Origin of the sequence: Pseudomonas deceptionensis (assembly GCF_900106095.1) — a bacterium.
Lineage (GTDB): Bacteria > Pseudomonadota > Gammaproteobacteria > Pseudomonadales > Pseudomonadaceae > Aquipseudomonas > Aquipseudomonas deceptionensis.
Genome location: NZ_FNUD01000002.1, coordinates 3,459,087 through 3,482,294, shown reverse-complemented (window position 1 = coordinate 3,482,294; position 23,208 = coordinate 3,459,087). Strand labels below are relative to the sequence as shown.

Below are 23,208 nucleotides of genomic sequence, written 5' to 3'. Positions count from 1 at the left end.
GAGGTTTCATCATGTTTAAACTGACGCCCCTCACCGCCGCCATCCTGGTCATTGTCAGTGCCCAGTCCATGGCTGACGACAGCCTGTCCACCCAAAACCAGTACGGCACGGCCAACATTGCCGATGTGAAGCAAAGCCAGGCCCCGCTCAGCACCGCCAACCAGCAGCAGTCAGGCCAGGGCAACGACGCTGCCGCGGTACAAGACCACGCGACCAGCCCCATAGAGCAGCATCAGGAGGGTGATTACAACGCGGCTTACGGCGAGCAACTGTATGAGAACGCCAGCACCATCACCCAGCAACAGCTCGGATCCTTCAACGTCAGCCACGCCAGCCAGTCAATCGGCGAAGGGGGCAGCGTCGCGCTGCAACTGCAGCAAGGCGTCGGCAACTTTTCGTTTATCTATCAGGACAGTCAGGACGGGACCACGGGCAAAACGTTCCAGTTCGGCGACAGCAACGAAGCCAATATCGAGCAGATGTCTGCGGGTGTCGCCAACAATGCCCTGGTCATCCAGTACGGCAATGCCAACTACGGCACGGCTGAACAGGTGTTCCACACAGCCGGCCAGATCGATATCAACCAGGCAGGCGATGGCAACTACGCCTACGCCGATCAGCGCAACGGCTTGGGTGGCAATGTGACGGTCAACCAGTACGGCGATTACAACGGCACCGAAGTCTGGCAAGAGACCCAGACCGGCAGCCTGACCACCATCAATCAGTACGGACTGAGCAACGAAGCGGTGGTCGACCAAAGCTTTGGCGAGAACAACTTCGCCCAGATCCTGCAGGTGGGTGATCTGAATGCCATCTACGCCGACCAGTTTGAGTCGGTCAGCTCGACTTTGGCGCTTTACCAGGAAGGCACGGGCAACGTGCACTTCACCTATCAGGCCGGTGAAAACCAGGTGCTCACGGCCACCTCGCTGGGTAATGACAACAAGGTCTACGCCAGCAACTGGAAAGGCCCGCAAGCGGGTGGCCAGTTTGGCAAGGACCAGCGCGCAACGGTCAACCAGGTGGGCAGTGGCAACGTGGCCAGCTTCACCCAGGACGGCGTCGGCCACATCATGACGACCCATCAGTCAGGCACCGGCAACGCAACCACCATCAGTCAGGCCGACAACTACAACGAGCTGTACTTCGATCAAAACGGCAGCGACAACATCCTCATCGCTGACCAGCGCGGCACCACCAACCTGGCCCAGGGCTTCTCCAGCGGCGACGGCAACAGCACCACGTTCGAACAGTCCGGCAGTGGCAACCAGGCGTACACCGCACAACTGTATGGCAGTGACAACCAGATCACTGTCAAACAGGCAGATACACAAAACGTGGCTTACGTGACCCAGGGCGGGACAGGCAACATAGCCCGTGTCGACCAGAGTGGCGTAACGCAACTGGCGACCGTGCAGCAATCCGGTTCGGCCAACCAGGCGTCCGTGTTTCAGCAGTAAACCCGAGGCAAAAAAACCGCGGCCCCTTCATACGGGGCCGCGGTTTTTTTATGGCTGCGCAGGCTGCGTGCCTGCCAGTCATCGCGAGCAGGCTCGCTCCCACGGGTGTGGTTTGAGGTGTTGCGGGCACTGCTGAACCTGTGGGAGCAGGCTCGCTCCCCCCCACACACATTGAGTACTGCAAAGCCTGTGGGAGCGAGCCTGCTCGCGATGACTGGCACACGTAGTAATTCGGTTATTCAGCGTCGGGGTCTATTTTGTTTTGGGACAAGTAACGGCCCAGCGTTTCATTCTGCAATGGGGTTGAGCTGTCTCCCGCCACCTGCCACATCTTGCGCTCAATGCCCTGGGCCACCAGATGCCCGACCGCCGATTCAATCGCCGACAAGACACACAGCTGCGCCGGTTCGTTGGTGGTGTAGCCCACTTCGGCCTCAAGCAGTTTCTTGAACTCGATGAACTTGAATACCCCGGCACTGCGGGCTACCGAGTAGATGGTCTTGCTGGTCATGACATTCGCCAGTACCTGGCCGCTGCGCACATCCACCGCCCGCAGGTTTACCGATACCTGATCGACCCGATACTCCCGGGCAATGTCGATGCCCAGATAACGCGCGCCCTCCCCGCCGCTGCGCACGTTGGTGTCGTAGGCAATGATGCCGCCTTCGAGCATCAGGTTAGCCGCCTGGAGCGGTGGCAGCTCACCCTGGATATTGATCGGCGTATCGGCTTTTTTCTGCGAGGCACGAATGATCTTGCGCTCGGTCAGCAGGTTCTGCAGGCCTTCACGCTCAAGCACCACGAACCAGCCGCTGGACTGCATGGCGTCCATCAACATGCTCGCCGCACCCTGGGTGACGCTCGTGGAAAACGAGCTGGCCGGCGTCGGCTTGTATTGCCCGGTCTGATCGCGAAAGTTGTAAACCACGGCCATCAGACGGCCTTTGGGCCGGGGCATTTTCAGCAAGTCATAGTAGGTCGACGCCCGAGGTGTCAGGGTCGGTGCCTCGGTATCCTGTTCGGCCGATACCGTGTCGCGCAGGCTGCAACCCTGCAAGGCGGCACACAATAGCCCCAGCATCAGTATTGTCTTCATGTCCATTTCTCCCCATCGACCCAAAGCCCCATCAGGGAGCGAGGCCATTAACCTGGATTTCCGAGATTTCACCGGTCGCCCGGTCGGTCACGACAATGGTCAGTGCCCCGGAGTCATCGGTAACGTTGACGATAAAAGCGTCAGTGGACAGGCTCCCCGTGTTGCCGGTGGAGATGTTGTCCAGCAACTGCCCCAGCAACCGCGACTGCAGTTGGCTGGTAAAGCGTTCGAGGGCCGAGGTGCCGACAGGCGTGATTCGCGCTTTGATGTCAGGATCGTCGAAGTCATTCTGCGACTGGGCATTGTTCAGCAACCATGTGCCGTTCAACGGGTTGCCGCCAAACGACGGGTTAATGGGCGTGTAGACCAGCTCGGTGGCCTGGGCCAGACCACAACCTCCCAGGCAAAACAGCCAGAGGCAGGCATGCTGCGCACGTGTTTTTGTTTTCATAGTTCGTCCCTCTCAAGGTCCGTGGTGTCTTGCAACAAGGTTTCCAGCTTGCGCTGGACAATCTGCCCGCGGACCAGGTCGGCAGCCTCGTAGGCTTCGTCCTTGAGTTCCACAGTGTTAGGGGCCAAAAAGCGCCGGTACACCAGGCGCTGCTGATATTCCACCGTGACCAGGCTGCCCCAGCGTGCAGAAGGTCGCTCGCGTACCACCAGGTTGAAATCCATCGGGCTGGTAGCACGCAGGCGCTCACTGAACGCGTAGTAAAAGTCATGGCCAATGTGTGAAATCGTGTCATCGACGATAAAGCCCAGCATTTCTTCGTCCCCCCTGGCCGCACCGAGCGGCATCAGCAGAACCATGGCCACGGCGGCCCACGTGCGGCATTTCATGGCTGCACCCCCTGCCGGGCCCCGGACGGCCCCTTGTTCCGCCCGGATGTGCCGTCGAGAAAGGCTTTCTCGGCAACAAATTGCCAATCCGTGTAACTGGCCATTCCGTTGAAGTCCGACCACTGACCGGGAAAGTCCGCCTGTTTGAGCGGCTTGTCAGTGGACGGGCTGCTGACGCCCGTTATGCGACCGTCAAAACCGCGCTGCAGGCTCCACTCACCGCCCCCGATCGGGTCCGGATAAAGCTGGCGGATATGATGTTTGGCATCGGGGAAGCGCTCGTCCTGCAACAGGTCTTCGAGGGCTTTGGGGTATTGGGCCAGGCCCGGCGAAACGCGGTAGTAGCTACGCAACGCTTGGGCATACTGAGTGCCGACCCACAGCAATTGACGTTCGCGATCGCGGCGCGCAGCGGTCGACCACAACTGACCGGCACTGGCCAGCCCCATGCCCATGAGCATGATCAGGAACAGCACGCCCAGGTAAGTGAACCCACCCTCCCCTGACGGCCTACCACTCGGAATAAAGACTGCCATCACGCGCCCTCCCGGTTGCACCGCTTTTGATGTCTGCCACCCCGCCCGCCACGCCTTCAGGCGGGGGCACCAGGACCCAGGTGTCCTTGCGTTCGGCAATCGGGTCCATGGGCGGATTGCGCAAGTAGCGTTGCTCCACCAATTGCTCCAGGGATTCGGGGTAGTGCCCGGTGTCGCCGTAGTAGTGATCCAGTGCTTCGCGCATCGCCGACAGGCTCTGGCGCAAGGTGGTTTCCCTAGAGGCTTCAAGGCTGTTGAAGTAGCGCGGCAAGGCGATGGTCATCAACGTGGCGATGATTGCCATGACCACCATCAGCTCCAGCAGGGTAAAACCTTTTTCCCGGCGCATAAGCTCACCACTCCCGGTACGCAATGCCGTTGAGCCCTTTGCCCCGGGCCTTGGAGTACACGTCAAACACGTCCTCACCTTCACGCGGGCTTTGTGCCGAGCTGTCGTAGGAGCGCAGCCCCCACCCGCCCTCGTCGTCGCGTTTGACCGATGTCAGCGGGTCATGGGGCACTCGCCGCAGAAAGTACAACTTGGCACCCTTGGCGCTGCGCACATCACGTACACCCTCCACCAGCACTTGCAGGTTCGGCGGGTAGCCGCTGCTGTTCAGGGACTTCTCGATGTAACCGGCGTCGAATGCGCGCTTGTAGGCGTCGATGGCATCGCGAATCTGGTACAGGGCGGTGCGCAGTTCCTGTTCCTTGCCCCGGCGCACCACGGTCTCGGTCAGCGGCGCCGCCATGCCGGCCAAAAGGCCGATCAGGGCCAGCGTCACCACGACTTCGATCAAGGTAAAACCACGTTGCGAGGCGTTCATGATCAAGGCTTCTCTACGAAAACCTGGGTGGTGGTGGCCACCGGGCTGTTGATGATTTCGGTGCGGGTCGCAGGCGCCATCCCGCGCTCAGGGGCCTGTATGTGCATGCTGGTTTCGGTGCCTGTAGGGAATTCCATGTCCGAGGGGCTCTGGTACGGCAGGTTGCGCACGATGCGTGGGGTGATCGACAGCACCAGTTCCGATTGGCCAACGGTGTCCTTGTTGCTCCCGAACAGCCGGCCCAGCCATGGAATATCACCCAGCCCCGGGATCTTGTTGCCGGTGGCGCCATGGTCGTTGCGCACCAGCCCGGCGAGGATCTGGGTTTCACCGTCGTGCAGGCGCAGTGTGGTCTGGGCATTGCGGGTGTCGACCTGGACCGGGATCGTGCCTTGACGGGTGGGTTGCAGCGGCGTGGCGTTACTGACTTCCAGGGCGATCTTGATCGCCACTTCGTTGTTCAGGTGCACGGTGGGCTGGACTTCAAGCTTGAGGCCGACATCGAGGTAGGTGACGCTTTCGGTGATCACCGGGCCCTGAGTCGAGGGCACTGCAGTGGCGCTGATAATAGGCACGCGCTGACCGATATGAATGCGCGCCTGTTCGCGGTTGCTGACCCGGATCACCGGGCTGGCCAGGGTATTGATGTCGTTGTCCTGAGCGTTGATCTTGGCCTGGGGCGATGGCGAAATGCTGATCCGGCTGGAAGTGATGCCCTTGAGTTGATCCAGCACCGTCACATCCCCGCCCGCACTGTTCAGAACCCCGAAAGTGTTCGGCCATTGCAGGCCGAGTTCGAGAATGCGCTGGCGGGCGACTTCCATGACTTCCACTTCCAGCACCACTTCAGGGTTGGACTGGTCCTGGGATTGCAGCAGTTTTTCCGCCATGCGAACGGCATCTTCGCTGTCGCGCATGGTCAGTGTGTTCAGGCGCTCGTCGACGAATACATCACGGGTTTTGAGCATGGTCTTGATCATGTTCAACGCGGTGTTGGCGTCGATGCTGGTCAAGTAGAAGGTGCGCATCACCAGCTCTTGGTAGTCCTTGAGCTTCTGCGGCGAATCCGGGTAGATCAGCAAGGTGTTTTCGTTCACCACTTTCTGGTGCAGCTGGTTCTGCTGCAGCAACAAGGTCACAGCGTCTTCGATGCGCACGTCACGCACGAAGATGGTGGCTTTCATGTCCGGGCGCAGGTCCTTGTCGAAGATGAAATTCAAACCGGCGACCTGGGACAGCACTTCGAAGATCGTCTTGAGGTTGGCATCGCGAAACTCCAGCGTCACCGGCCGATCAAGACGGGTACGCAGTTGTGGGTACTGCACGACATTGCGGCTTTGAACCAGGCGAATGCTGCCTTGCAGTTCCAGGGCACCGTCATTTTTCGGGTCCAGTTCCAGTATCTGCTTGACCTGACGGTCGGCGCCGTAGATGTCGCCGCGACGCAGGTCGCCCCGGGCCAGTTCCAGCTTTTCATCCATGCTGCGCAGGTAGTCCAGTTGACGCAGGGAGTCCTGGGCACGACGGTTGTTCGGCTCGATGGTCAAGACTCGGCCGTACCCCATGCGGGCTGCCGCAAAACTGCGCTTGGCGCGGTCCTGGTCGGCTTCGGTCATCAGCGCCGTAATCGAGCGGGCACGGCCATGGCTCAAGGCAAGGTGCAATTCGGTATCGCGGGGATTCTCGCGCAGTCCGTCCTCGATCCGTGCCAGGCCGGCTTCGTACTGGCCCGCCTCGATCAACTCGCTCGCTTCCTTTTGCGCGACCTTTGCAGTGCTGCACGCGACGAGCACGGCGCATAAGCCAAGGCTCATCATCAAACGGGATCGGTTCATTGCGAGCTCCCCACAGACAGTGTCTGAGACAAATGCAGCGGCAGGTAGACGAAGCTCAGCTCCACATCGGAAATGCCCTCGATCCGCCACGTGTTGTCGATTACGTCGCCTTTGCGCACGACGTATAATTTTTCTCCGTCCTGCAAAAACACTTGCAGGTCGCGACGGTCATCAAGCCTGCCGACAAATTGAAAAGGGATGGGGGGTAAGGTCGGGGCCTGTTCGGCCGGGGTCACGGCAACGGGTTGTTCGATGACCGTGGCAAGGACCGCTGCAGCCTTCCAGCTGTGAGCGGAAAACAGATCGCCGACAGGGCTCAGGTCGCGAATCGGTGCGGCCTTGGCCGTGGTCGATACAGCAGGCAAGTCTCCCCGCAAGATGGAAGGTTTTTTGCCCGTGGGTGCAGCGACGGCAAGCTGATCGTCGCTCTCCTCCACCGGTTGCAGGTATCCGGCGCCCCAGGTCAGCGCCGCAGCCACGGCGAAGAATCCTGCCCAGCCCACCACGCGTTTAGTGTTCATCATGACCTCGACAGATAAAGGGTCATGCGGATCCGGCCAGTCAGGTCGGTGTCGGCGATCTTTTTACGTTGAAACTCCACGTCCTCCACCACCACCGCCGGCAACTGCCCCAGCAAGGCGTGAAGAAAGCGACGCAGTTGCGGATAACTGCCGCGTACCGGCAGCAAAATCTGATAACGCGCCAGGTGGGTCTTGGGGTCGATGCCCAGGGAGTATTCGCCACGAGCCAGGGTGATGTGCTCCTGGGCGGCCAGGGCATAAATCTTGTCGATGGCCACGGTTGCCTGGGGCTGGGACGGTAACTTGCTGTGAAAATCGTCAAGCTGGCGTTGCGGGCCGGCCGGAGCTGCCACGCTGCCGTCTTCGACACGGGCCAGGTACTCGCTGGCTTCACGGGTCTGTTGATTGAGCTGCTGCAGTGCTTGCCACTCGGGCATCAGTACGGCCGGGCCATACACCAGCGCAATCAGCACCAGCGCCGCTCCGGCCAGGCCGGGAACGCCGAGCCCCTGGAGGTACTCGTAGACAATCAGCCTAGGGATTTGCATCGCCAATCTCCCAGGTCGCCGACAGGTTGAATTGCACCGGGTGTTCCGGCACGTTGGCGACGATTTCGTGACTCAGCAGTGACACATCGGACAGCTCGTCACTGGCCTCCAGGCGCCGGTGAAAGTCGAGCATGGCTTCCAGATCGCGAGCTTCGGCACTGATGCGCACCTGGCCCTTGCGGGCATCCGGGGTCAGGCTCAGCAAGGCGATGTTGTCCAGCGGCAGGCTTTCCAGGGTGGCAAACAGACGCTCCCAGGGGCGGCGCAATTGCTGGGAGACCTTGCGCATCTCCGCCAGGTTCTGCGCCTGTTCGCGGGTTTGGGCCGCAGTCAAGCCGCCCTTGGCGCCGCTGTTGCCAGTCAGCACCCGTTGGGTGGTCTGCAAGTCACCTTGCTGTTGTTGGGCCAGGGCGCTGAAATGCTGCTGCCCCACAAGGCAACCCGTTGCAAGCAGCACACCGGCCACCAGCAGGCTCCAGCCCAAGGGGCCCGACCGGCGAGACGGCTGAAAATCGAGCATGAGCGCGCGCATGTCAGGCCACCGCCCGGGACATGGCATACAGGCTGTCACGTACGCCGGTGCGGTCCTCATCAAGCGTACACAGCAGCACACCCGGCACCTCGGGCGGTGAGTCCAGCCGTGCTGGCGCATGCAGGTAAATGCTCAAGGGGCGATCGCTGCTGGACGCTTGCAGCTTGAGCTCACGACTGATCAATGCGCTCAGTGCCGCATCGCTGTCGCTACTGCCCACTGAACGCACTGCAGCCCAACGCCCTTCTCGCGCCAGGAGCAACACGCTGCGCACCGGCTCGGCCACGACAAAGAGGAAATCGTCAGTACTCAGGCGTTTATCGAAGTGATTGAACGCAGCCATCAAGTACGGCTGGACCGACCTCAGGCGCAGGCCGCGCCCCGCGACCAGGCTGCGCAAACGCTCCAGCAGTGCTTGAGGCAAGGCTGCCGCGATCCGGTCATAGCCTGCCGGCTCGGCCGACAGCACCAGACTCCAGGCCTGGCCCGGTGCGCCGTAAAGGTCCTCGAAACACAGTTTGGCGAACCCCAGCAGCTCATCGGGACGGTTGATCTGCTCGCTCCAGGGCACCAGGCAAAAGCGGCTGAAGTGCCCGGAGATCACCACGCGCAATTGAGCCCCTGTCGCCGCATGTTCGCCAAGAAGACGGTCAAGGGTTTCCAGGGCGACCGCCCAGGCATGGAAACCTTCGTCGATAAAGCCGACGCTGCTCAGCCACCGGATTTCGCCGACGCGGCACTGGCCAAGGCCGACACCACTGGCGCCAAGCACGGCCACATACTGATCACGAGATAAAAGTGACACGGTTGATCTCCTCGAGCGTGGTCCGCCCTTCCCGCACCAGTTCCAGGGCAGACTCGCGCAGCAGGCGCAAGCCACGGCTACAGGCCAGGGCCTTGATTTTTGCTACGGGCTGACGCTCGACGATCATCTGGCGCAGTTCATCGTCCAGGTGCAGCAACTCGGCAATGGCCGTACGCCCGCGATAACCGGTACCCCGGCAATGGCCGCACCCCTTGCCGTGGACGAAGTGGTAGTCAGAGACCTTGTGTGGATCGAGCCCGGACAGTTGCAACTCATCGGCACTGGGCTGATACGGCGTGCTGCACGTTGCACAGACCAGACGGATCAGCCGCTGGGCGAGCACCGCGTTAAGGGCCGAGACCAGGCTGTAGGGATCGATTTCCATTTGGGTAAATCGGCCAATCACGTCGAACACGTTGTTGGCGTGGATGGTGGTGAACACCAGGTGCCCGGTGAGGGCTGATTGCACGGCAATCTGCGCGGTGTCGGGGTCACGGATTTCACCGACCATGATCTTGTCCGGGTCATGACGCAAAATCGAGCGCAGACCGCGGGCGAAGGTCAGGCCTTTTTTCTCGTTGACCGGAATCTGCAGGACGCCCGGCAGCTGGTATTCCACCGGGTCTTCAATGGTGATGATCTTGTCCACGCCGTGGTTGATCTCGGTGATCATGGCGTAGAGGGTGGTGGTCTTGCCGCTGCCGGTGGGGCCGGTGACCAGCACCATGCCGTAGGGTTCGGCCGCCAGCCGCCGCAGTTGGCGCAGGGTTTCATCGGCGAAGCCCAGGGCCTGCAACTGTACACCGCTGACCTTGTCGGCCAGGTCCTGCTTGTCCAGCACCCGCAGCACCGCGTCCTCGCCAAAAATGCTCGGCATGATGGACACCCGAAAATCGATCTGGCGGCCACTGATGCCAATCTTGAAACGGCCATCCTGAGGCACACGCTTCTCGCCGATATCCAGTTCGGCCATGACCTTGACCCGGGATATCACCTGTTCGGCGAACTCGCTGCCCTGAATCTTGCTGATGTTGTTCAGCACCCCGTCGATCCGGTACTTGATCACCAGGCCGCCACCGGTAGTGCCCAGGTGGATATCGCTGGCGTGCATTTTCAGCGCGTCATAGAGGGTCGAGTTGACCAGCTTGACGACAACGCTGGCATCTTCACTGATGCTGGTCAGGGACAAGCTTTGCAGGTTGTCGCTTTCAACATGGGTATCGGCCTGGGCGTTGAGCGATTCCACGGCATGAAAGCTTTCTTCATGACGGGCCAGATAGGCCTTGAGGTCATCGGCATGCACCAGGTACAGCGGCGCGCCATGCAGGCAATCATCGATCCAGGCCAGGCGCGCAGTATCAAAGGGATCGGCAAACACGCCAATGACCGTTTCGTCGTGGCGCAGCAGCATGAACTCGCGTTTGAGGCACTGGGCCAGAGTGACCCGGTCGAATACCGGGGTGGCCTTGAACAGGGTGTCGGTATCCAGAACGGGGTAGTGCAACGTTCGGCCGAGGCATTCGATGAAAGGCATGGGGGCCAGTTCACAGAGTACTCCCAGGGCCTCCAGAACCCGCTCCCCTGAAGTAACAGCGAGGGCGCGGGCCTGGGCCAGTTGCTCACTGGAGAAAGGAGGCGGTACGCAGTCCGGCAGTGCCGGTTCTACGGCAAGGGATAGACGGTCCATGGCTTGCTCTCCAACGCCGGGGGCTTGACGCCCTGTCGACGCGGCGAGCCATTGCGGCCTGGGCCGGAACGTCTTGTCGCGTCACTACTTCCCGGTGAGCAAGTGTTCGTCGTCAGGGGCAATGGATGCCGTTTTTCGTCGGCGATCCTCCAGCACCCAACTGCCGTCGTACAACTGCAGCGGGAAACTCTCGTTCCTGTTCTTGCGTCGTTCGACGAATCCTTCAGAGCGGCTGTGGCTGGTACCCGATTTGCGGCTCACCCCTAAAAGGTCAAAAATTGCTCGTGCCAGTTCTGCCAATGGAAACGGCTTGAACAGGATATGACTGACTCCACGCTGGCGGGCCCGATCACACACTTCAGTGGTGGGGTGCCCGGTAATCAGTACAAAGTGACACGTCCTGTTCTGGCGAACGGTATCGAGAACTTCAAAACCTTCCATATCGGGCAAGCGGTAATCGAACACCACCACATCGGGTGCAAAACTCTCTGCTACACCAATGGCTCTGGCACCTTCGTGCGCTATCCGGACTTCCAGCCCTTGCGCCTGCAGATACTCCTGCAGGTTTTGTGCAAGCAACTGCTCGTCATCAACAACCAATACTTTGTTCACCAAGGTGGACTCCTTGTAACTGCAGGTCCGAGTATCAAGCCTGACAGAGTGCTCACCTTACTTAGGCTTGAGCACACTTCATGCCAGGCAGCGCAGCGGTCTTAATGCCGCTGCATCTCCTTGATATTCATTATGAAAAAATATCCCGGTTACTCCGTCCCCCCAAAGACGGGGACGCGCACGGGTGTGATTTTGAGCTTTTCCCCACTATTGGGGCCAGCTTCAATAACTGTCAGTGCGCTCGATGCGGTTGCGCGACCGTAGCTGCTCCAGGACCTCGAGACGCGCTTGCGACTGTTGCTGTTGGGCGAGGTAAGTGCGAACCATTGCAAATCCCTGTTCTTCTGTGACATCAACTGCATCCAAGTGGTTCTGCAAATAAATAAGATGCCAGCCCACCGCGGTGCGGACCGGCTGGCTGATGTCGCCCACGGCCATGGCAAAGACCACCGCGTCGAACTCAGGCAGCATGCGCCCCTTGGGAAAGTAGCCAAGATCCCCGCCTTCGATGGCGGAAGAACCTTCGGAACGGCTTTTGGCAATGTTGGCAAAGTCAGCGCCCTGAGTAATTTCCCGACGTACCTCTACCAAGCGTAGACGCGCAGCCTCAATTGTGGCGTCGCTCGCCCCCTGAGCCACCTTGATCAGAATATGCCGGGCATGGACTTGCTCCGGCCGATTCATCTCGGACCGGTGCTCCTCATAATAAGCACGCACCTGTTGTTCATCCGGCGCGGCAACTGTTGTCAGTTCAGCAAACACCTTTTGTGCCGCCAGTTCGCGGCGGGTGTACTCGGTATAACTGGCCTCGTCGAAGCCGGCGTCGTTTAGCTTGCGCGCAAACACTTCGGTACCACCCACTGCCTTGCGCGTCTTCTCGACCTGATCGTTAACCAGCGCGTCGCTGATAACAACGTCGCGCTTGACGGCTTCCTGCCAGAGCAATTCCTTGTCAATCAGGGCGTCCAGCGCCTTTTGACGCAATTGCTGATAAGCCTTGGGGTTGCGGATGTTGCCCACTGCCCGCCCCTGGTCTTCCAGGTACTCGGCGAAAAAACGCTCAAGGCGAAATGCGGGGATTTCTTCGCCATTGACCCGTGCGACGACGGGCTCATTGCTGCACAACGCTACCGGGCCCCAAAGGGTCAGCAGGATCAACCAATTATTGAGTTTCATAAGGGGTCTCCGGTCAGGGCATCGCAGCAACAGGTTTATAGGGGGCTACCAGGTAAAAGCGCTGATCCGGCAGTTCCAGTGTGACGATATGGGCACCATTGAGACCCAGGCGGCGGCCGGGGCCGAAGCTGATCTGCGGCGTCAGCCCGGTGGCAAAGTCATGCAGACCTTCCAGGGCACTGACCAGCTTTTCGCGACTGGCATCCCTTCCGGCCTGTTTCATGGCTTCGGCGAACAACAGCATCGAGCTGAAGGCGCCTACTTGCACAAAGGCATACTGCCCGCCAAGGCCCCCGGATTCGCGAACCCGGGTCAGCGCCAGACGTCCGGCAGGCGTCCAGTCACTGGGTATGAAGGGATAGGCAATAAACACCCTGCGGGAAAACTCAACGGGTACTTGAAACAGATCCCCCGCCACCTGCTGCGCCATGGCAAACAGATAAGGCGCCTGCCCTGCCGCCTGCAAACGGTTGGCGAGACTGCTAAAACCGCCACTGCTGCCCAGGTAAAACACCGAGCGGGAAGCTGACGGGAGCGGCTCCTGCACCGGGTCGTAGGCCTGCACATGGACGTCCTGCCAGGCATGGGCCTGCAAATAGAGGCCAAGTTCATCCGCGGCCTTCTGCTGGCCGGGCGCGCCGGCGTACAGGATCAATGTTGGCCCTTGCAACGCCACAAGCTCCTGGCTGGCGAAGTCGGCCAGCGCAATCAACTGCTCACGCAACCCCGGCAAGGGCTCGAAAATCAGCCTGCTGGACTGGCTCGTGCCGAGCAGCGACAGCGCACCGATCAGCGGAACGCCCGCCTGCTCCAGGTGCCGTGCAAGCTCGGTGTCGAGTGCCGGGGCCAGGGGCGCGATCAACGCGAAAACCTGTTCCTGATCAATCAGCCAGCCCAGCGCCTCCTCGGCACTGGCGCGATCCGGGCCGGGATCGAGGATGGTCAGGCGCAACTGCCGACCATGAATGCCACCTGCCTGGTTGATTTGCGCCACTGAGCCATTGAGCACCGCGGCGATGGTGGCACCCTCTTCGGCCAGCGGCCCTTCGGTGGGCAATAAAGTCCCCAGGTTTATGCTATTGGCCTCGAGACCGGGATCACGATCATCCGCCACGCGCTTGAGATAAGCCGTGAGATTACGCTGGTCGCTGATTGACAGGACGAACTGCGGCATGGCCGGGTCGAGCCGATTGCCGCCGGGGTCACGGCCCTCCTGAATGGCCCGGGCCAGCGCACCGTCCGAATACGCCGGGTAGCTTCGACCATTGACTTGCTGCTGGCCATGGAGGCTGCTGAGCCGTGACCAGCTCAGGTCTGGCGGCCGTACACCCCCTTCCGGGCGCCCGAGCCCGTCGGTGCCGTGACAGTTGGCGCAGGGCAGGCTGGTGGCGGGCAACAACATACCGGCCGCGCCAACCCTGGCCATGATGGGCTCACCACTCGCCGATACACCCTCCCGGTACAGGCGCTTGCCGGCACTTTCGTCGGGGGTCAGTGGCAATGCCTGGGCACAGGGAATGACGCCTGCGAGCATTAACATTGCAAGGGCGAGTGCGGTTTTCATGGGACACGCTCAACGCCCGACCACAGGCATTGTCAGCAACTGCAAGCGTTGGGCAATGGCGGCAGCCGGGGCATCGGGGCGGATCTTGCTCCAGCGCTTGTTGGCCACATCACCCACAATCAGCTGCGTGGAGTGCTGCTCGGGGGTTGGCACGATCTGGCCGATGCGCCCCAGCACCAGCTCCATCTGCGCCTTGTTGCCGGTCAAAAAAAGCCAGTGGGGATCATCGACCCCTTGTTTCAAGGTGTAAGCCTTGAGCACCGCCGGTGTATCACGCAGCGGATCACTGGTAAGGGAAATAAAAGTAATGCCATCGGCCTTGTCCCCCAGCACCTCACGCACCTCCTTGAGCTTGCGGGTAACCAACGGACAGGCATCGTTGCAACTGGTAAAAATCACGTTCAGCAACACCACGCGGTTTTCCAGGGCGTCGCTATAGAAGCGCAGGGTCTGACCGTTCTGGTCCAACAGCGGGGTGTCGGTAAACCAGGTTTTTGCATCGCGGGTGCCGGTGGCCGGTGAAGCCACTGCAGCGACCGCAGCGACCGCAGCAGGTTTTTCAGGTGCCGGAGGGTTATGCCCTTCGTGGGCGAGCGCCACCGTGCTGACCAGGCAAACACACACACTCAAAGCGATACGGTCGAGGGCTTTCATGGCTGCTGCTCCATTGCAACGGCGGTGTGTTTGGCATGGGCACCGCGCTGCCCGCTGAGTTTTTCCACCTCATGGATCAGCACCGCCGGGTCGGTGAAACCATAAAAACGGGTCCAGTGCCGGCTATTGCCGTCGCCCACCAGAATCAGCGGTGCATGATTTTTCAAGTCGCCGCTGAACGTACCCAAGCCCTTGAGCGTGTCATTGACCGACTGGGTCGAACCCGTTAGCCAGCTCCAGCCCGGACCGCTCTGAAAGGCACGGGCGTATTCATTCAGCCGGCCGCTGTCGTCACGCTGCGGGTCGATGCTGATGGAGACCAGTTGCACTTCGCTGCCCACCCGCGCGCCCAGCTGTTTCTGCACTTTGCCCATGATGGAGGACACCACCGGGCAGACTGTGGTGCAGCTGGTGTAGATGAAGCTCATGACTACGATTTTGTTGGCCACCAGATCCGGCTCCAGATGCACCGACTTGCCGTTCTGATCAACCAGTGCGACGTCGGCAAAACTGACCGGGGCGCTCTGGGCGCTGGCGGGAGTTGGCGCCATGTCATGGCCGGCATGTTCATCCGCCGAATGGGACTGGGCCTGGGCCTGGCCAATACCGTAAGCCAACAGCCAGAAAGTCGTGAAAGCACACTGCGCAAATCGGTTCATGTCGATTTCCTCTTCAATGAGCAGCGCCGGGGATAACCCGCACGCTGGCAAAAGTCTTGTCGTCGAAGCCCGCCCCCAGGGACGCAGCGCGCACATGCAAGTACCAGGCACCCGGCTGGTCAAGGGTCAGCGGGACTTCGTACACACCCTCGCCCACCTCCCGCGCCGCCACCGACTGCGCCCGCGAGGACGGCGCGAGGAAGTAACGCACCCGGACATCCTTGACCCCGCTGCGCTGCGTTCTTTGCTTGCCCTGAACAATGCGAAAGCGCACCACGTAAGGGCTGCCAAGGGCCGTCGTGGAGGTATCGAGCATGAACTCGACCTTGGGCACGCCCGCCACCTGGGTAGCCTCTGTCGCCGGTTCAATATCCGCCGTGAAGCAGTGGATGATGTTCGGTTGGTTGAGCAGGAAGGCCACATCGAAACGTCCGGCGGGGGGCAGCTTGATCCGCGCGCTGTAGAGCCCTGGCGAGACTTCCCGCAGGCTGCGGTCAATCACCAGCGCGGCCCGCGCCACTTGCCCGCGGTTGGGGTAGCCGGACATCGGGGCATTCATGCCCTCGGCGTAAAAGTAGGTGGTGTTGTCCACCGGGTTGACCACAAACACCGCATTGTCGTCCCGCGACACCGCCAGGCTTGAGGCCAGCGGCAAATCACCGGCCAGGCGCGGCGCCTGGGGGCCGGCTTCGAAGCCCTGGGTGATCGGGGTACGCCCTTCCCCGAGCGACGCGAGGTTGATCATCGTGACCTTGGCCGACGCCAGGCCGCGGATGTAGGCATAGGCCTTGGTGAACACCACTTGATAGGGTTCGGCAGACACCGCCACGTCGTGGATCAGCGAATCGTTGCTGGCATCGATGATCGACGCCTGGTTTTCCAGGGTATTGAGCACAATGCCAAAGCGTCCGTCGGCGCTGAAACCCATGGGCCCCAGGCCCTGTTTGAGCCTGATGACCCGGCGTACCGTCAGGCTTTGGGTGTCGACCACCGTGACCGTGCCGTCCTGGCCGTCAGCGACATAGACGGCCTGGGACAGTGGCGAAAAGGCGATCGACAACGGGTGCGAGCCGGTCTTGAGTTGCTTGCTCAGGGTCAGGCTGGCGATGTCGATGATGCTCACCGTGCCGTCATCGCGGTTGCTGACAAACGCATGTCGGCTGTCCTTGCTGAAGGCGATCTCATGGTGGCCGGCACCGGTTGCCACATGCTTGAGTGGTTTGAGGCTCTGCGCATCGATCACCGTCACCCCGGACTGCTCGGGGGCCTTGGCATTGTTGCCCACCCACAGCAGGCGTTCGTCCGGTTGCAGGGCCACGCGGACCGGGTTGCTGCCCGCCGCGACCGAATCGATCAGCTTGAATTGCTCGCTGTCGATCACCGCCACGGCATCGGCCTTGGGCATGGACACAAACACCCGCTTGTTATCTCTGGGCGTGATCCAGTCCATGGGCGGCTGTTTCAGGTCGATGCGCGATAACGTACTGGTGATCCCCCCTACTGACACTTGCGGGTCGACCACCGACACACTCGCGTCACGGTTCATCACCATCAGGAAGTAGCTGTTGAGATCCAGCAGCGGCCGGGCGCCGATGCTCGACTTGAGAAACACCCCGACCCGCGACTTGCAGCTGCGCTCACGTCCCTGGGCCAGGTCGGCGGCAACGGCTTGCGGGTCAAGCCAGGCGCCCGGTGCAACGCCCGCCAGAGGCTGGCCAGACGTGGCGTCGGTGATCCGGAAACGCACATCGGCGAACTCTCCTTCACGCAATACGCCGTCTTTGGCCAAAGGCTGTACGTTCAAGGCGACAGTCACACCGTCACGCACCAGCCTTTGTTCCCCCTTACCCTGTGTTTCGGCCGCCCAGCACCCGCCCCCCAGGGCGCTCAGTGTTGTTGCGAGCAGCCACCCACACACACCGGTTCCAATGGCCTTGCTCATTGTATTTCTCCCCGTCAAATCCTCGCTTGCCACCCCCTGAACAGCAGGAGCGGGCTTGCTTGCTCCTGCTGGTACGCACGGTCCGTCAAGGTGCCGGCGCAGGTTCGGGCTCATTGGAGACCCGTAACAGTCCCCACAACCCGGCGGTGTTGCCGTAGGCGGCGTAGTCCCGAAAGAGGTAGTCCCCCGGTATTGCATTGATGCCCCCGGCACTTGGGTGCATGAAACTGAAGTGCGCCGCTGGCAGGACGCTTTCATGGGCGCCGACATACATCGACATCGGGTTCAAGCCAAACCGCACCGAGCCCACGCCAGGCGTGCCCATTGGATAGCCACCGGTGTCGCTTTTTTCCGACTGGAACGGGTTAACTGACCACACGTGCCCGTCCAGCTGGAACGTGGTGCCACGACTGCCGCCGGTAGGCATCAGGATGTGGGTGCGGAACGGTTGCCCCGGTTTCACATAGAGCACCGGCGTTTGCGGATCGCCTCCCACCAGGGCGTTGCTGTATGCCATGTGCGCATTGGGCACGTCAGCGTAGCCGCTGCCACCGGCATGGCCGAACGGTGCATCGGGGGCCAGCCCGAAGCGGTACCACAGCGGTTCGGCCTTGTAATTGATCGCCATGCTGGAGTTGTCCTGCGGGTCCGTAGGCACCCCCAGGCCTTCAGCTGCGATACCTTCCACTGGCCGACCGCCGGCCCAGCGAATGTTCAGGGCTTTTTGCCAGACCATCGCAAAGTCGCGGTAAACAGCCTGGCCCGGCGCAGTCACGCTGGCATTGACCTTGCGGATATCGTCAACCCAGGTGGCCCCCACCGGCAGGATACTCATGGCACCCCCCAGGCCTTTCTGCGGCTGCTTGATCACATCTGACGGGGTGAAATTCAACCCGCCGAACTCCACGGCCGTGGCGTTGATGTTGTCGACACTGCGACCCAGTTGCGTGATCGGCTTGCCTTCACGCTCCAGGTGACCGGCGTAGTACTGATAGGTGCGGCTTGGGTAGGCACCGCTGTTGCCAACCCTGGGAGCTACGGTCTGCACCGGGTTGGCACCGACGTTGGCACCATCAGACTTGGTGATGTCGTATGCCAGCAGTTGCGCATGCAGGCCAACATGGCTGGACGGGCGCATCAGGTTGTTGCTGAAGGTGCTCGAGCCGTCACTGCCATTTCGATCACGCTTGACCACACCTTGCATCACGGCGGTCTGGGTCAAGTCGGGCATGACGCTCGGCAGACGGTTTTCCAGTGTGATGTTGATGCAGTCCCCGGCCGTTGCGCGCAACACCAGCGGTTCGACGGGCACACCGGGCTTGAGCTTGCCGCTGACCGGGTCCAGGTCGGCCTTGCGTACATAGAGGATGGCCGTCGGGTCATGCAGCGGGCCACTTTGCCCGCCGATGGTCATGGTTACCCCGTCCTCGGGATCGGTCACAGTGACACGCGGGATACTCACCGGCCGCGAGTTGTACACCAGGGTTCCGCCAGCGGGTTTCAATGGCCCGCCCACATGCTGGCCAATGCCTGCCGGATCGCCGAGGGTCAGCCCCAACGGATTGCCGAGGATGTCGTTGGCCAGTGCGGCGACTACGTCATAGTTGCGCTGCACAGTGGGACGGGTACCGATGCCATTGGGATTGGCGCTGATTCTTGGGCACGAGCCATCGAAGGCCACGGTGTTGCGCATACCGGCCGGTTTCGGGTTGTTCGGCAGCGCAAACAGGTCGGTACGCTGGGCGGTGTAGTTGCGCATCACACCCCAGATCCCGCTCCAGTAACCTTCAATCGAAGCGTCCATCGAGTACAGGTAATCCCCGGTGGTCGCCGCCGAACTGGACAACATCGAGATCGGCGCGATAAAGCCCATCTGCTCGGAAATCCCGATCATCTGCGAAGCGCGCCAGCCGGAGTTGGAGCTGTTGCCGAAGCCCGAGCCGCTTTGCAGCCACTTCACGCCGTGCAGCGTCACGTTGTGCTCTTCCTCATGACCACCGGCATGTACCCGCAGCCGCACATTGTCACCCGTGTAGGTACGCAACATCGGTGTGAACGGGTCGCCCGGTTCGGCGCCACCCCGGTTGATGTGCGGCGGAAACAGGGTGGTGCCGCCGGTTGGCCCGGTGGCGGACGTGATCAGGTTCGGCGCCAGGTTCATGGCCGGAATCGCCCGGTCGGTGCGGCTTTGCAGCGCATACGAGAGGTCGCCGCCCAGGCCGTCCGCCTGCATGCCGCGCTTGCCGTCGGGGCCGACCTTGTTCGGGTCATATACCCGCAACGCCAGCGGTTCATTGCGGTAATTGATCACGAACATGCCAGGGTCATCCACGGAGATGGCCTGTGGGCATGGACGAGTTGGGCAACCCGCGACCCGTCCGCCCTGCACTTCGACAATGCCTTCGAGCAAGCTGCTGGCATTACTGCGCACCGGCGGGTTGATGGCGTAGCGGAAGCTGTCTGCCGTGGCCGGAAAAGCCTGGGGATTGGGCACGCCATTGGGCCCTGCGCCCACATAGACACCGGCTTCATAGGCGTGCTGGAAATCGCTGTATTCGAGGAAGAACTCACGGAAACTGTCGTTCTTGCCATCGCCATCCAGGTCTCCGGTGGACACCACGGCCTGCCACGAGGTCGGCCCGCCGTCCTGACGCGCGCCGCTGTACAGGGGCTCGCCGGTTTCGGCGTGGAACCAGGTGGAACCGGCCGGTTCGGCCAGCACGGTGGCGTACAGGCCAATCTGTTGATGCGTCGATGGGCCCAGATGGTCGTGGGTGAAAATCGTGCCCAGGCCACGGTCAATCCCTTTTGTATTGACCACCGGGTCGATAAACCAGCGCTGCATCGCGGTGCGCGCCCCTACCCAGTCAGCCCGGCCGAACTGGCCGAAGTACGGGTGATTTTTGGCTTTCGGGCAGGCTGGTGTGCCATCACGCACATCTGCGCCCGTGCACTGGTTGAACGTGCGGATCGCATGGATGCGTTCCTGCACGGCGCCGGGGGAAAGCACACCGTCTTCGTAGTTCCAGCCGTTGGCCGAGCCGTCTGCGGCGGTCAGGTCCCATTTAGGCAGGTGGATATGTTGGCCGATAACGTCGGTTGGGGTTCGTACCTGATAATCGTCCATCTCATAGGTGGCCGGCACCAGGTTGGTCTGCTGGTACTGCACGCAGTCAAAGGTGTTCATGCGCATCACCAGTGGCTCTGGCGGGCGCTGCTTGGTGATCACCGGCCAGGCGTCTTCCCACAGGGCCAGAATGCGAGCTTGGGGAAAATGGTAGCCAACCTTGTTGTACACCGCGTCGAACTGAATATTGGCTGCCTTGTAGATCCGTGGACGATCGGCGGTAAAGGTCGAGGAGCCGGTGAACGATATGCCGTCCATGCGCTCGCCGCTATTGAACTCGCCGGTTCCGGCGGTGCTGGTCAGGCGTTTTTGCCGATCATCCATGCACGGTTCGTAATACGGCGCGCCTGCAATGGGCAACGCGCCGTTGGTGCGGAAGTTGCGCGCGACGATTTGCTTGCCGGGCAAGAGGGCAAAGCTGGGATGGTCTTTTTTCGCGTGGAAGGCCATGGCGGCCTGTTCGACCTCGGTGCCCTCTTCAGGCATGTAGATCGGCTTGGCCCGCGTCACTTCCTTGGAAAAGTCCAGCGAGGTCGTCACGGTGTGAGCCTCGCCACCGGCAGAGAAACCGGCCAGGGAGTGTCGTCCCAGGCCGCCGTCCCACCCTCCGGACTGAGCCGGGTCCAGGTTGGCCCACAACGCCTTGCCGCTGGTTTTCAGTGCCTGAGCCTTGCCCGCATCGAGCATGTCCAGTGGCGGGGTCGGCGGGCGCTGGCCGACGGAGCTTTCCATGCCGCCAATCCAGAACGGATAGCCGGGGTTTTTCAGGCTGCCGTCAGCATTGCGGTTGGCTTCACTGCGGTCCACCAGGGCCAGCGAGCCAATGGCCTGGGCGCCGCCACCGCGATGCACGCCGTCGTCATCGTCATCGTCGTCCCCTGAAGCGACCAGGGTTTCGCTGATTCTGGGCACCACAGCCACCTTGCCCGGCATCGGCGCCATTGCCTTGCCGGGCAACGGCACAACGGCCGGTATCGGGGTGCCCGCCACGATTTCTCCATCGGGCAATGCCCGGGCCCCGGCTGCGGGTTTGCCGCTGCGCAAGGCGAAAGGCTTGGTGTGATAACCGTCGCTGCCCTGTTGTGACACTTCCAGCCGGGTGCCTTCTTCAAACACATCGTGCACCCGCCACATGGCCCACATGCCCTGGGCAAAGTGCGGGTAAAAGTGGCAGTGATAGATTGCATCACCGGCCACACGGTTGCGGTTACCCGAGCCACCGTTGGCAATTTCGTAGGTGTAACCGGCCCCCGGACCAATCCCCTGGGCGTCTACATAGTCGGAGTTGTCATCGTTGGGATTGAACAGCCATTGATGGCCATGCAAGTGGAAGATGTGTTGCTCATGCCCGTTATGGGTATTGCGAAACTTGACGAAGTCACCGATGTAACTGTGGTTGACGTTGGACGGCTCGGAGGGATACAGCGCCATGCTCGCCTTGACCCCGGTTTGCTCGGCACGGGGTACTTCGCCGGGACGAATGCCCTCCAGCCCGACGTTGGCCGGTACGTCCACCAGCATCGCCACGTCGCCGACGGTGTGCGAACTCAGGAAAAACTCTTCGTACGCGCAAGACAGGCAGTCGTGCATCGGCCCGACCCCGAGACGGTTGGCGACCACTTCGGCCCCCATGCCGCCTGATCCATAGTTGATCATGAACGAGTCCCGTGTTGGCTCAAGTACATGGGCCATGACCGGGTCTGCCCAATACGCCGGAAAGGCCTGGGTGACAGCGGTTTCATCCTGGAACTGCGAGGCAAAATCACGGAAGGGTTCGAGGCGATTGGGCAACGCGGGATTGCGTTTGCCGATGGATTCCAGGGGATAGGTCGCAGGCGGGAAACTGCCGTCGGCATTGCTGCCCATGACGATCGCATCGCTTTCGCTGGAGATGATTTCATTGCCGTCGACCATGTTGATGATCGGCGTACCGGCCTTGCCTTCACGGATCCAGGGTTGGCGCTGCGGGTAGCGGGCCTGGTAATCGACAATCGGCTGGCCAGTGGGTGTGCGCCCGCTGGAGGCCAGGCGCATTTCTTCTTCAGTCACGGTATTGCGATAGTTGCGACCGCCCTTGGGCATCACCACCACCTCACCGAACAGACCGTTGGCCACGTTGCCTGCATCCCCTTCACCCCCGAATGTCGCGCCACGGCTGCTGGCTGCGAATGCGCCTTCGCGCTCGGCATAAAGCGTGTAGGAACGGGTCGCTCCGGGGGCAACCAGGGTATTGGCGTTGCGCCCGGTGTACGAGGAAATATCGTCGATACTGTTGACCGCTTGCAGGCCGTTGACCTGGAACCCCACATGGCGGTCAGCCACTTGTTCGTCAGCCTTGAAGTTGTTGTTGCCTTCTTCGACTTCAACTTCAACTTCGCCTTCTACCTCGCCCTCGCCCTCGTCTTCCTGGCTGCCGGGGTTGGCCTGGTAAGCCAGCAGGTTCTGCAAGTTGATGGTCAGGCAGTCACCGGCGGCAACCCGCAACACCAGTGGCCGCGGGCGCTTGTCGGGTCGCAGCGAGACCTTGCCCGGAACCGCCGCGCCGCCCATGTTCAGTGGCTGGTCGTGGTCATCAACCACATCACGGCGCAGGGCGAACATCATGCCGTTGACGTTCTGCGCACCCAGGCGGTTGAACATCAGCGGCTGGTCCAGGGCGACGATGTTCGCCACCAGATTGCGTTCACAACGTGCTGCCGCCTGGGCCGTTTCAATGCCGATCAGTGGCGTGACCAGTAACAGCAGGTTTAACAAGTGATGAGCGTGGGGGATGCCGGTCATGATCAC

Annotated in this window: 20 protein-coding genes; 1 reads left to right on the top strand and 19 read right to left on the bottom strand. The window is 61.3% G+C overall.

From position 1 onward, the window contains the following. Window positions 1–11: 11 nt before the first annotated feature. Window positions 12–1,460: a curlin gene (locus tag BLW11_RS15875; RefSeq protein ID WP_048361881.1), complete on the top strand. Its 1,449-nt coding sequence runs from the start codon at window positions 12–14 to the stop codon at window positions 1,458–1,460. Between the two features lie 235 nt (window positions 1,461–1,695). On the opposite strand, the gene BLW11_RS15870 is transcribed toward BLW11_RS15875, so the two are convergent. The 19 genes from BLW11_RS15870 to mnxG all read right to left on the bottom strand — a co-directional run bounded on the left by BLW11_RS15870 (window position 1,696) and on the right by mnxG (window position 23,202). Next, window positions 1,696–2,556, bottom strand: a complete 861-nt coding sequence (locus tag BLW11_RS15870) for a CsgG/HfaB family protein (protein ID WP_048361882.1) — start codon at window positions 2,554–2,556, stop codon at window positions 1,696–1,698. 31 nt (window positions 2,557–2,587) lie between these two features. Continuing rightward, window positions 2,588–3,007 (bottom strand): curli assembly protein CsgF, encoded by a 420-nt coding sequence (locus BLW11_RS15865; RefSeq protein ID WP_048361883.1) that lies wholly within the window; start codon window positions 3,005–3,007, stop codon window positions 2,588–2,590. Continuing rightward, a complete protein-coding gene (csgE, locus tag BLW11_RS15860; protein WP_231984418.1) occupies window positions 3,004–3,366 on the bottom strand; it encodes a curli production assembly/transport protein CsgE in 363 nt (120 codons plus the stop codon). The genes BLW11_RS15865 and csgE overlap by 4 nt, the downstream gene beginning before the upstream one ends. 26 nt (window positions 3,367–3,392) lie before the next feature. After that, window positions 3,393–3,932, bottom strand: a complete 540-nt coding sequence (locus BLW11_RS15855; protein ID WP_048361885.1) for a type II secretion system protein — start codon at window positions 3,930–3,932, stop codon at window positions 3,393–3,395. Beyond that, window positions 3,907–4,281 carry a type II secretion system protein gene (locus BLW11_RS15850; RefSeq protein ID WP_048361886.1) on the bottom strand — a complete coding sequence of 125 codons (375 nt, stop codon included), beginning with the start codon at window positions 4,279–4,281 and terminating at the stop codon, window positions 3,907–3,909. The genes BLW11_RS15855 and BLW11_RS15850 overlap by 26 nt, the downstream gene beginning before the upstream one ends. A gap of 4 nt (window positions 4,282–4,285) precedes the next feature. Then, window positions 4,286–4,759 carry a type II secretion system protein gene (locus BLW11_RS15845; RefSeq protein ID WP_048361887.1) on the bottom strand — a complete coding sequence of 158 codons (474 nt, stop codon included), beginning with the start codon at window positions 4,757–4,759 and terminating at the stop codon, window positions 4,286–4,288. Between the two features lie 2 nt (window positions 4,760–4,761). Next, a complete protein-coding gene (locus BLW11_RS15840; protein ID WP_048361888.1) occupies window positions 4,762–6,594 on the bottom strand; it encodes a secretin N-terminal domain-containing protein in 1,833 nt (610 codons plus the stop codon). Then, window positions 6,591–7,115, bottom strand: a complete 525-nt coding sequence (locus BLW11_RS15835) for a hypothetical protein (protein WP_048361889.1) — start codon at window positions 7,113–7,115, stop codon at window positions 6,591–6,593. The genes BLW11_RS15840 and BLW11_RS15835 overlap by 4 nt, the downstream gene beginning before the upstream one ends. Continuing rightward, window positions 7,115–7,663, bottom strand: coding sequence for a GspMb/PilO family protein (locus BLW11_RS15830; protein WP_048361890.1), 549 nt, complete (start codon window positions 7,661–7,663; stop codon window positions 7,115–7,117). Before BLW11_RS15830 ends, BLW11_RS15835 begins: the two co-directional genes overlap by 1 nt. Continuing rightward, window positions 7,650–8,195, bottom strand: coding sequence for a PilN domain-containing protein (locus tag BLW11_RS15825; RefSeq protein WP_048361891.1), 546 nt, complete (start codon window positions 8,193–8,195; stop codon window positions 7,650–7,652). The genes BLW11_RS15830 and BLW11_RS15825 overlap by 14 nt, the downstream gene beginning before the upstream one ends. A 1-nt stretch (window position 8,196) precedes the next feature. Next, a complete protein-coding gene (locus BLW11_RS15820) occupies window positions 8,197–9,000 on the bottom strand; it encodes a hypothetical protein (RefSeq protein WP_048361892.1) in 804 nt (267 codons plus the stop codon). Next, window positions 8,981–10,687, bottom strand: a complete 1,707-nt coding sequence (locus tag BLW11_RS15815) for a GspE/PulE family protein (protein WP_048361893.1) — start codon at window positions 10,685–10,687, stop codon at window positions 8,981–8,983. Before BLW11_RS15815 ends, BLW11_RS15820 begins: the two co-directional genes overlap by 20 nt. A gap of 84 nt (window positions 10,688–10,771) precedes the next feature. After that, window positions 10,772–11,302 carry a response regulator gene (locus BLW11_RS15810; RefSeq protein ID WP_048361894.1) on the bottom strand — a complete coding sequence of 177 codons (531 nt, stop codon included), beginning with the start codon at window positions 11,300–11,302 and terminating at the stop codon, window positions 10,772–10,774. 219 nt (window positions 11,303–11,521) lie between these two features. Then, window positions 11,522–12,475 carry a peptidylprolyl isomerase gene (locus BLW11_RS15805; RefSeq protein WP_048361895.1) on the bottom strand — a complete coding sequence of 318 codons (954 nt, stop codon included), beginning with the start codon at window positions 12,473–12,475 and terminating at the stop codon, window positions 11,522–11,524. A gap of 13 nt (window positions 12,476–12,488) precedes the next feature. Continuing rightward, window positions 12,489–14,039: a cytochrome c/ABC transporter substrate-binding protein gene (locus BLW11_RS15800; protein ID WP_048361896.1), complete on the bottom strand. Its 1,551-nt coding sequence runs from the start codon at window positions 14,037–14,039 to the stop codon at window positions 12,489–12,491. A 9-nt stretch (window positions 14,040–14,048) separates the two neighbouring features. Further along, on the bottom strand, window positions 14,049–14,693 hold the full coding sequence (locus BLW11_RS15795; protein ID WP_048361897.1) for an SCO family protein: 645 nt from the start codon (window positions 14,691–14,693) through the stop codon (window positions 14,049–14,051). Further along, entirely contained in the window at window positions 14,690–15,352 is a 663-nt protein-coding gene (locus BLW11_RS15790; protein WP_048361898.1) for an SCO family protein, read from the bottom strand. Before BLW11_RS15790 ends, BLW11_RS15795 begins: the two co-directional genes overlap by 4 nt. A gap of 13 nt (window positions 15,353–15,365) precedes the next feature. Further along, window positions 15,366–17,294 carry a YncE family protein gene (locus BLW11_RS15785; protein WP_048361899.1) on the bottom strand — a complete coding sequence of 643 codons (1,929 nt, stop codon included), beginning with the start codon at window positions 17,292–17,294 and terminating at the stop codon, window positions 15,366–15,368. Window positions 17,295–17,379: 85 nt separating this feature from the next. Next, window positions 17,380–23,202, bottom strand: coding sequence for a manganese-oxidizing multicopper oxidase MnxG (gene mnxG / locus BLW11_RS15780; protein WP_048361900.1), 5,823 nt, complete (start codon window positions 23,200–23,202; stop codon window positions 17,380–17,382). Window positions 23,203–23,208: the final 6 nt, after the last annotated feature.

Excerpts from the sequence above, each read along its gene's own strand:
- mnxG (WP_048361900.1), bottom strand. The coding sequence starts at position 23,202 with ATGACCGGCATCCCCCACGCTCATCACTTGTTAAACCTGCTGTTACTG.
- BLW11_RS15875 (WP_048361881.1), top strand. The coding sequence starts at position 12 with ATGTTTAAACTGACGCCCCTCACCGCCGCCATCCTGGTCATTGTCAGT.
- BLW11_RS15815 (WP_048361893.1), bottom strand. The coding sequence starts at position 10,687 with ATGGACCGTCTATCCCTTGCCGTAGAACCGGCACTGCCGGACTGCGTA.
- BLW11_RS15795 (WP_048361897.1), bottom strand. The coding sequence starts at position 14,693 with ATGAAAGCCCTCGACCGTATCGCTTTGAGTGTGTGTGTTTGCCTGGTC.
- BLW11_RS15830 (WP_048361890.1), bottom strand. The coding sequence starts at position 7,663 with ATGCAAATCCCTAGGCTGATTGTCTACGAGTACCTCCAGGGGCTCGGC.
- BLW11_RS15800 (WP_048361896.1), bottom strand. The coding sequence starts at position 14,039 with ATGAAAACCGCACTCGCCCTTGCAATGTTAATGCTCGCAGGCGTCATT.
- BLW11_RS15850 (WP_048361886.1), bottom strand. The coding sequence starts at position 4,281 with ATGCGCCGGGAAAAAGGTTTTACCCTGCTGGAGCTGATGGTGGTCATG.
- BLW11_RS15840 (WP_048361888.1), bottom strand. The coding sequence starts at position 6,594 with ATGAACCGATCCCGTTTGATGATGAGCCTTGGCTTATGCGCCGTGCTC.
- BLW11_RS15825 (WP_048361891.1), bottom strand. The coding sequence starts at position 8,195 with ATGCGCGCGCTCATGCTCGATTTTCAGCCGTCTCGCCGGTCGGGCCCC.
- BLW11_RS15785 (WP_048361899.1), bottom strand. The coding sequence starts at position 17,294 with ATGAGCAAGGCCATTGGAACCGGTGTGTGTGGGTGGCTGCTCGCAACA.
- BLW11_RS15790 (WP_048361898.1), bottom strand. The coding sequence starts at position 15,352 with ATGAACCGATTTGCGCAGTGTGCTTTCACGACTTTCTGGCTGTTGGCT.
- BLW11_RS15835 (WP_048361889.1), bottom strand. The coding sequence starts at position 7,115 with ATGAACACTAAACGCGTGGTGGGCTGGGCAGGATTCTTCGCCGTGGCT.
- BLW11_RS15865 (WP_048361883.1), bottom strand. The coding sequence starts at position 3,007 with ATGAAAACAAAAACACGTGCGCAGCATGCCTGCCTCTGGCTGTTTTGC.
- BLW11_RS15805 (WP_048361895.1), bottom strand. The coding sequence starts at position 12,475 with ATGAAACTCAATAATTGGTTGATCCTGCTGACCCTTTGGGGCCCGGTA.
- csgE (WP_231984418.1), bottom strand. The coding sequence starts at position 3,366 with ATGGTTCTGCTGATGCCGCTCGGTGCGGCCAGGGGGGACGAAGAAATG.
- BLW11_RS15870 (WP_048361882.1), bottom strand. The coding sequence starts at position 2,556 with ATGAAGACAATACTGATGCTGGGGCTATTGTGTGCCGCCTTGCAGGGT.
- BLW11_RS15845 (WP_048361887.1), bottom strand. The coding sequence starts at position 4,759 with ATGAACGCCTCGCAACGTGGTTTTACCTTGATCGAAGTCGTGGTGACG.
- BLW11_RS15855 (WP_048361885.1), bottom strand. The coding sequence starts at position 3,932 with ATGGCAGTCTTTATTCCGAGTGGTAGGCCGTCAGGGGAGGGTGGGTTC.